An 8189-nucleotide genomic window follows, 5' to 3' on the forward strand; every position below is an offset into this window, starting at 1 on the left:
CCGAAACGGATCATGCGCGCCGCTCGTATGGAAGGAAAGAAATGTTGGAGGTCGTGGCCGCGCGACGGGATTTCGGGCATGCTCCCGATCGCGTCGGCACCCTCGATCCGGAAGGAAACACCAAGGTGACTTCGTCCGCCCTCATCCAGCTTCGCGACGCATGGGACATCGTTCGGCATGTGCGTCCCTCGCGGCTTGCTCTCGCGGGGCTTTTGCCCGCACGCATGCACCGGCCCCGCATCCTCAACGACGGCATCGTCGGCGACATCGGCGACGACCCGCTCCGGCGACTGGCTCGACTTCGGCTCGCGATGAAGTCGACCGCGATCGACGCGAGGGGGCACGTTTCTTACGACGCTCTTCGCGACTCGGCCGTCTACCGGCAACTGGTCGAGACCGCTCCCGCCCTCGCGGCGATCGACCCCTCCGCGCTTGTGGGTGACGCCGAGCGCCTCGCGTTCTGGATCAATCTCTACAACGTGCTGGCGATCCACGGCGTGCTCGCGCTCGGCATCCGTCGCTCGGTCATGGAGATCCCCGGCTTCTTCGGCCTCGTCGCGTATCGCGTCGGTCATCAGGTGCTGACGCTCGACGACATCGAGAACGGCATCATCCGCGCCAACTCGCCGCACCCCGCGTCGGGCCGCGCGCCGTTTGGCGACGGCGACCCGCGCCGCGCGTGGATCGTGAGCCGCGTCGATCCCCGCGTGCACGCGGCCCTCGTGTGCGCCTCCGAGAGCTGCCCCGCCGTGGGATTCTACGATGCGGATCTTCTCGATGCGCAACTCGATGCCGCCGCGGCGAACCGGGTGAATGGCGATGTGCACGTGAACGACACGCGATGCCGAATCGAACTGCCGATCACGTTTCGCTACTTCCGGGCGGATTTCGGCGGCGAATCCGGAGTTCGCGAATTCGCCGCTCGCCATGCGGACGGCGATCTGCAAGCCAAACTTGCGCGCGCGAACGAAAACGCGTGGCCGCTGTACTTCGCGCGTTACGACTGGTCGCTCAACCGGATCGCCTGAGTCTCGCCGACCGGTCATCGCGGCGCCCAGTCCTCGCGCGTCGATTTCGTGAACACATGTCCGTCTTTCTCGATGCGAAAGCGCATTTCCCAGATCCCCGGTCGCATTGCAGGCCACGTCGTCGAATAACGACCGGGAGTCTCCTCGGCCAACGCGATTTCGCGCGCGGCGGCCGACCGGGCGAGGTGAAACGCCTCGAGCGAAACCGTCGCGCCGTTCACCGGAGCGCCCTCGCGATCCGTGATCGTCGCGGCCACGCGCACATCCGTGCCCGCGGTGGCGAGCGAAACCGCGATCGACCAGCCGAGCGCGTCGTTCGCCCCGTCCTGCGCGCGCTTTTCATCCCAGTCCAGCGCCTTCTGATAGTAGTTCTTCTCGACGGCGAACGACGGGTCGCGCGTGGCGACGAACAGCATGATGCCGTTCATGACGAGCAGCCCGCCCAGCAGGCCGATCACCAGGAGCGGCCAGTACCACCCGCGCTTCTTCGTGGTGTGCGTTTCGACCACGCGATCAACCCTGCGGTCCAAGCAGTCGGTATTCGGACTCCTGCGAATACCGGTCGCCGTCGCCGATGCGGAACTTCACCGCCCGCTCTCCGCTCGTGAATGCCGAGCGCGGCGCGGTGACGAAGACACTCGTCTCCACCGTCTTTCCGGCGGGAACGGGCAGCGGATTTTGCGGCGCGATCATCGTCGCCTCTGGCAGATCGGCGAGTTCGATGCGATACTCGCGATCGATCGATGCCCGGTTGACGATCTTGATGCGAATCTGGTTGGAGATCCGTTCCGGAGTCAGTTCGACGTAGGGCGCGCCGAGACCGCGAAGCATCGTCAGGTCGGTGTCGCTCTTCGACGCGAGGGCGTAAGTGAACGTCGAGAGCGCGGCGACCATCACAAGCGGATACGCGATCGTGCGCGGTCGCAGGATCTTTTTCGGCTCACCCGCCAGCTCGCTTTTGGTCGTGTAACGAATCAGGCCGACCGGTTTGCCCAGTCGCGTCATGATGTCGTCGCAGGCGTCGATGCACTGCGTGCAATGAACGCACTCCATCTGCAAACCCTTGCGGATGTCGATGCCGGTAGGGCAGGTGACGACGCACGCGCCGCAGTCCACGCAGTCGCCGAATCGCTCGCCCTCGCCCGCCCGTTTTCGTGCGCCCATCTTGCCGCGCGGTTCGCCGCAGGTTGGATCGTAGCCCACGATCAGAGAAAATTTGTCGAGCAGGACCGACTGAAATCGGCCGTATGGGCACGCGACGAGGCAGGTCTGCTCGCGAAACCACGCAAAGTTGAACATCATCAAAGCGGATGTCAGCGCCATGCTGATGAACGACGCGGGATGCTCAACCGGCGAGCGCGCCATCCAGTGGCGAAGCTGCTCGACGCCGACGAAATACGCGAGAAACGTGTGCGCGAGATAGATCGAAACAAGCAGATACACGAAATGTTTCGCGATCCGTCTGAACGAAAAACCCTGTTTGTCGAGCTGCTTCTGGGCGGATCTCGATCCCTCGAACAGACGCTCGATGGGTCGATAGACGAACTCCAAGTAGACCGTCTGCGGACAGGCCCACCCGCACCACACGCGGCCGAAAAGCGCGGTGAGCAGGAAGACGCCGACCAGCAGCGCGACCATGAACAGCATCAGCAACACGGTGTCGGTGGAAAAGAACGTGGTTCCGAAAAACGTGAACTGCCGAGCCGGCAGATCGAGCAGGATGATCGGTTTGCCGCTCATGCGGATCCACGGAATCGCGGTGAACACGACGATGAGGAACCACGCGGCCGCAAGACGCGCGCGGTAAAAACGACCGGTCGCGAGCTTCGGCCGCAGCCAACGGCGCGATCCGTCGGCATTGAGCGTGGGGAGAACGGGCTCGTCGGGAATGGGGGCGATGACGTGACTCATGACGAAAGTCCTTCGCGCGCGGCTCGATAATTCGCCGCATGCGCCGATCATTGCGGAGAGCGGTTCCTACCGCCCCCACGCGCATCTCAAAGGTCTTCGCGGCCGATTCACAACGGATCGGCTGCCGATTTGCGCTCAGCCCTGCCCCGGCGCGGGAGCGGCAGGCGCCTCGGGCGTGGGCGCGGGAGCGGCGGGAGGCGCGGCGGCTCCCGTGGGCGCCGCGCCGCCGGTCTTCTCGGCCTTGATCCCGTCGATCGTCCAAAGATCGCCCTGTGGCTCTTTCGGCGTTGCGGCCTTCGTTCCACGCAGAGTCCGGATGTAGGCGGCGAGTTGCATGATCTCGTTGTCGTTGAGCTGTCCCTTCCACGGGATCATCCCCTTGGCGGGAACACCTTCCGTGATGACTTTCACGAGATCCGTGAGTTTCGCGCCGTGAATCCAGTAGTCGTCGGTGAAGTTCGGGCCGATCAGACCGCCGCCGTCGGGTCCGTGGCACGCGAGGCATTTCCCGAGGTAGATGTCTTTCGTTTGCGCCATCAGCGCCGCGTCGGTGGTCATCGCGAAGATCGACTCCTCGCTCATCTCCGTCTTCGGCGCGCCTTGGGCGACCTCGGCCTTCTTCTCTTCGTCGGCCTTCACCGAAGCCGCGTACGTGTCGAGTTCCGACTTCCCGCCGCCGCCCATGTGGTAGAAAATCCAGTAGCCGATCGAGAACACGATGGTGACGATAAACAGCCAGTTCCACCAACCCGGCTGCGGGTTGTCGTACTCCTCGATCCCGTCGTAACTGTGATCCGACAATTGCCCGTGATCGTCCGCCATGGTCAATCCCTCCTCAGCCGTTTCGGCTGTGCGTATTCGTGGGTTGCGTTTCGTCGTCCAGCGGAAGGGACCGGGCCCGGTCCCACTCCGGCTTGTTCCGTCGGGCGAAGACGTAAACCGTCACGCCCGCGAAGATGACGAGGAACATCACGAGGGCGATCTGCGCCCAGTGGCTCAGGTTCATGTGCCCCATGATGTCCGAAAGGCTCATGACGCCCTCTCGATAGCCGCGATCAGGGCCGCGCCGCGGCAACGGCCGGCGGCGCTTTCTTGATGTCGGTTCCGAGACGCTGCAGATAGGCGACGAGTGCGACGATCTGCTTGTCCGCGAGGTCCTTCGGTCCGCCCGAAGCCTCCACGTCGCCGGCGATGCCCTGCGCCTGCGTCTTCGCAGCCTCGATGGCCTGCGTGATCGCCGCTTCGTCGTAGGGCACGCCCACGGTGCGCAGCGCCTTCAGTCGCGCCGGAATCGAATCGAAGTCGGCGTTCTTCGTGAACAGCCACGGATACGGCGGCATGATCGATTTCGGCGTCGTGGACGTCGGATCCATCATGTGGCGCACGTGCCACAGGTTCGGGTACTTGCCGCCGACGCGATGAAGATCGAGACCGATGCGTCGCGACCCCCACAGGAAGGGATGGTCGTACACGAACTCGCCCGGCTTGCTGTATTCGCCGTAGCGTTCGGTTTCGGATCGGATCGGCCGCACCATCTGCGAATGGCAGTTCACGCACCCCTCGGCGATGTACACGTCGCGGCCCAGCACCTCGAGCGGCGAGTACGGCGTGACCGTCGCGATCGTCGGGATGTTACTCTTGATGAGGAAGGTCGGGACGATCTCGAACAGCGACGCCACGATCACCGCGACCGCGGTCATGACCGAGAAGGTCAACGGCAGGCGTTCCCAGCGGCGGTGCCACCCGAGGCCGGCGATCCGCCCGATCGCGGAACCGACGTTCGACTTCGCCGGGGCAACCTCGTAGTCCGCGGCCAGTGCGAGCGCTTCGATCACCGGCACGTCGTAGGTCGCGGGCCGCATTTTCCAGGTCAGGAGGACGTTGATGAACGCCATGACCATGCCGACGAAATAGAGCGTTCCGCCAAGGATCCGCACCCAATACATCGGAATGAGGCGCACGACGGTCTCGACGAAGTCGGGATACGCGAGTCGGCCGGCGTCGTCGAACGCGCGCCACATGAGGCCCTGCGTGATGCCGGCGAAATAGATCGCCACGATGTAGAACAGAATTCCGACCGTGCCGATCCAGAAGTGGTACTCGGCCCATTTGCGGCTATGGAGTTCCTTCGTCTGAAACACGCGCGGCGCAAGCCAGTAGACCATGCCGAAGGTGATGAAACCGACCCAGCCCAGCGCCCCCGCGTGCACGTGCGCGATGGTCCAGTCGGTATAATGCGACAGGGCGTTCACGCCTTTGATCGACAGCAACGGCCCCTCGAAGGTGGACATGCCGTAGAAGGTGATGCCGACGACGAAGAACTTCAGGATCGGGTCCTCGGCGACGCGGTTCCACGCGCCGCGCAGCGTCAGCAGGCCGTTGATCATTCCGCCCCACGAGGGCATCCACAGCATGACCGAGAAGAGCATGCCGAGCGTCGACGCCCATCCGGGAAGCGCGGTGTAGTGGAGGTGGTGCGGACCCGCCCAGATGTAAATGAAGACCAGCGACCAGAAATGCAGGATCGAGAGGCGGTACGAGAAGACGGGCCGATTCGCGGCCTTGGGCAGGAAGTAGTACATGAGGCCGAGGAACGGCGTCGTCAGGAAGAACGCGACGGCGTTGTGCCCATACCACCACTGCATGAAGGCGTCCTGGACGCCCGCGTAGACCGAGTAGCTCTTGAACCAACCGGCGGGGACCTCGAGGCTGTTAAAGATGTGCAGCACGGCGATGGCGATGATCGTGGCGATGTAGAACCAGATCGCCACGTACATGTGCCGCTCGCGACGCCTGGCCAGCGTGCCGAAGAAGTTCACCGCGAAGACGACCCAGACCACCGCGATGGCGATGTCGATCGGCCACTCAAGTTCGGCGTACTCCTTGGAGGTCGTGACGCCCGAGACGAGCGTCAGCGCGGCGGGGACGATGATCGCCTGCCAGCCCCAGAAATGGATGCGCGACAGACCGTCGGAGAACATCCGCGCCTTGAGCAGGCGCTGTGTCGAGTAGTAGATCGCCGTGAAGATGGCGTTGCCCGCGAACGCGAAGATGACCGCGTTGGTATGCAGCGGTCGAAGCCGTCCGAAGGTCAGGAACGAGAGCTTGAAATTGAAGATCGGATTCGTAAGCTGCAGGGCGACCAACAGGCCGACGAGCATGCCCACGACACCCCAGAAGACCGTCGCGATCAGGAACTTTCGAACGATATCGTCGTCGTAGCTGAACCTCTCCATTCGCTCCATCGCACACCTCCTCACACCGCGGCGCTGACACCCAAATGCGGCCCCCAGGGGACCGCTCCCTTAGAATACATCGAGGTCCGGAAACATCTGGAACGAATTTATAGCGATTTCCCTACGCCACGGGAAGGGGGCGCATGACCCGCATCAGTAATCATATTCACGAAACCGTGCATTGACCCCGAGAAAGGATCAACGCCTCGTAGAGCGCCGGCCGAAGGTCACCCGCAGATTCCGCCGCTCCCGTCGTCGTCATCGTCGTCGTCGCCCGATACGCCCGACACCACGCTGACTCCGCAGCTCTGCGTCATGCAGGCTCGGAAGGCATCGCAGTCGCTCACCGCTTCGTGGTTGGAGCACGCGAAAATGCACTCCCACGGTCCCTGCCCCGCTTCGCACAGGTCGTACGCGCTTTCCGGCGAAATGGTGTCGGAACCGTTCACGATCTCGAAATCGCACGAGCCGTAGAGGACGTTGAGCAAATCGGCGCACGAACCGATGTTGCCGAGATTTTCTCCGTCGTCGTTCGCGCCGCCGTCATCGTCGCCGTCGTCGTCGTCCGGATACCAGTCGTCGTCGTCTCCGCCATCGTCGTCGTCATCATCGTCGTCATCGTCATCCGTGTCGTCATCCTGCGACGGCCCCGAACCGTAGATGTGGATGATTCCGTTTTCGTCGTCGGGCTCCAGACTGCGCTTGTAGGTCTCCCCTGGCCCCGCGTACCCGTACATCGTCTTCTGCGCATCGGACCCGCTGTAGAGGTCGAGCAGCACGAGAAAGTGGCCCAGCTCGTGCGTGGCGATATTCTGCGTGTCCATCTGCCAACCGCCTGGATTGCCCGACGACGACCAGTCGTAGCTGTTAAGAAACGCCAGATCGCACTCGACCACCTCGTTGCCGCTGCCCCAAATGGCCGTGTACGCGATCGCGTTGCCTTCCACGTCGTTCGACCACATGACCTCGTTCTGATAGTTCTGCGTGACCTGCGTGCGACTGTTCGAACCCGAATCGATGAACTTGAAATTCGCGGGCACGGCGTTCCAGGTGGAAAACGCCTCGCGCACCGCATCGCCCTCGTCCGAACCGTCCGGGTCATTCTCGTTGATCGACACGTCCACGCTGTCGTCGTACCAATGTAGGCCATCGTAGCCGAAACGCTCACCCGTCTTCATCACGAACGCCTCGAGCGTGCTGACCGGATGGAATCCCGCGACGGGATCGACGTAGGGCTCCACACCGGCCGCGATCATGCGGATCGACGAGATGTAGTCTTCGGCCTCGACGCCGCTCTCGAAGACGAACCCCTCACGGATGGTCGCCTTGCCCTGCAAGCCGCCGTGAATCGCGTGGCCCGTCTCGTCGAGGAACACGACCACGTCTTCGCCGATCTCGAGATTCGGCTGGCCGGTGACGATGTTGAACGCATCGCCGATTACGCCGCCGCGGATCGCGACTTCCGCGACCGGCTCGCCCGCGCCGACGATGTCTTCCGTCACCGCAAGGCGAAATGTCGTCGTGAAGAGACCCGTTTCGGCGTTCACGGTCACCGATTCCGAGGCGACTCGGGCGCGCACCACGCGGTCAGCTCCCGCGACGAGTTCCTCGCCCGAAAGCGGAACGACCGACGCGGCGAACGCAACCGACGAGAAAAGGCCAAGAAGAGCGGCGATCAGCGCCGAGCGTCCCAAACCGCGAGATACGAACATCATATCGTCCTGCTTTCTCGCCCCGGGGAAAATTTCACACCGGATCGAATGAACGCGGACCATCGCGTCCGCGAAAACGGCTCACTTATCGGGAATCTCGAGTCGAAACGCAAGAGAGGCCACGGGGTCCGATGCGCCGCGAGGACACGACACGGACCCGGAGGAGGTGCGGGCTCCGCTCTTCAGCCGCTGATGACGACAATGACGCCAAGGGCAAGCGACACAAAGAAAAGTGCCGATCCCCACACATACATGGAGATCCTTCCACTCCGAAACCCACGCTCGAATGCATATGCGCGTCC

7 protein-coding genes are annotated in these 8189 nt (G+C 63.3%); 1 reads left to right on the forward strand and 6 read right to left on the reverse strand.

Going from position 1 to position 8189, the window contains the following annotated elements; genetic code table 11:
• Positions 1-41: 41 nt before the first annotated feature.
• The gene (locus tag IT350_05625; protein MCC6157514.1) at positions 42-1028 is read left to right on the forward strand and encodes a DUF547 domain-containing protein; all 987 of its coding nucleotides are present in this window, start codon (positions 42-44) and stop codon (positions 1026-1028) included.
• A gap of 14 nt (positions 1029-1042) precedes the next feature.
• On the opposite strand, the gene IT350_05630 is transcribed toward IT350_05625, so the two are convergent.
• The 6 genes from IT350_05630 to IT350_05655 all read right to left on the reverse strand — a co-directional run bounded on the left by IT350_05630 (position 1043) and on the right by IT350_05655 (position 7887).
• Entirely contained in the window at positions 1043-1558 is a 516-nt protein-coding gene (locus tag IT350_05630) for a FixH family protein (protein ID MCC6157515.1), read from the reverse strand.
• The gene (ccoG, locus tag IT350_05635) at positions 1542-2939 is read right to left on the reverse strand and encodes a cytochrome c oxidase accessory protein CcoG (protein ID MCC6157516.1); all 1398 of its coding nucleotides are present in this window, start codon (positions 2937-2939) and stop codon (positions 1542-1544) included. The genes IT350_05630 and ccoG overlap by 17 nt, the downstream gene beginning before the upstream one ends.
• A 135-nt stretch (positions 2940-3074) precedes the next feature.
• Positions 3075-3761 carry a c-type cytochrome gene (locus IT350_05640; protein MCC6157517.1) on the reverse strand — a complete coding sequence of 229 codons (687 nt, stop codon included), beginning with the start codon at positions 3759-3761 and terminating at the stop codon, positions 3075-3077.
• A 13-nt stretch (positions 3762-3774) separates the two neighbouring features.
• Positions 3775-3972 carry a cbb3-type cytochrome c oxidase subunit 3 gene (locus IT350_05645; protein ID MCC6157518.1) on the reverse strand — a complete coding sequence of 66 codons (198 nt, stop codon included), beginning with the start codon at positions 3970-3972 and terminating at the stop codon, positions 3775-3777.
• Positions 3973-3994: 22 nt separating this feature from the next.
• Complete coding sequence (ccoN, locus tag IT350_05650; protein ID MCC6157519.1) at positions 3995-6184, reverse strand: cytochrome-c oxidase, cbb3-type subunit I; 2190 nt, start codon at positions 6182-6184, stop codon at positions 3995-3997.
• 218 nt (positions 6185-6402) lie between these two features.
• Positions 6403-7887: a matrixin family metalloprotease gene (locus IT350_05655; protein ID MCC6157520.1), complete on the reverse strand. Its 1485-nt coding sequence runs from the start codon at positions 7885-7887 to the stop codon at positions 6403-6405.
• Positions 7888-8189 lie beyond the last annotated feature (302 nt).

Source organism: Deltaproteobacteria bacterium (assembly GCA_020845895.1).
Taxonomy (GTDB): Bacteria; Lernaellota; Lernaellaia; order JACKCT01; family JACKCT01; genus JADLEX01.

Excerpts from the sequence above, each read along its gene's own strand:
- IT350_05625 (MCC6157514.1), top strand. The coding sequence starts at position 42 with ATGTTGGAGGTCGTGGCCGCGCGACGGGATTTCGGGCATGCTCCCGAT.
- IT350_05640 (MCC6157517.1), bottom strand. The coding sequence starts at position 3,761 with ATGGCGGACGATCACGGGCAATTGTCGGATCACAGTTACGACGGGATC.
- ccoN (MCC6157519.1), bottom strand. The coding sequence starts at position 6,184 with ATGGAGCGAATGGAGAGGTTCAGCTACGACGACGATATCGTTCGAAAG.
- IT350_05645 (MCC6157518.1), bottom strand. The coding sequence starts at position 3,972 with ATGAGCCTTTCGGACATCATGGGGCACATGAACCTGAGCCACTGGGCG.
- ccoG (MCC6157516.1), bottom strand. The coding sequence starts at position 2,939 with ATGAGTCACGTCATCGCCCCCATTCCCGACGAGCCCGTTCTCCCCACG.
- IT350_05655 (MCC6157520.1), bottom strand. The coding sequence starts at position 7,887 with ATGTTCGTATCTCGCGGTTTGGGACGCTCGGCGCTGATCGCCGCTCTT.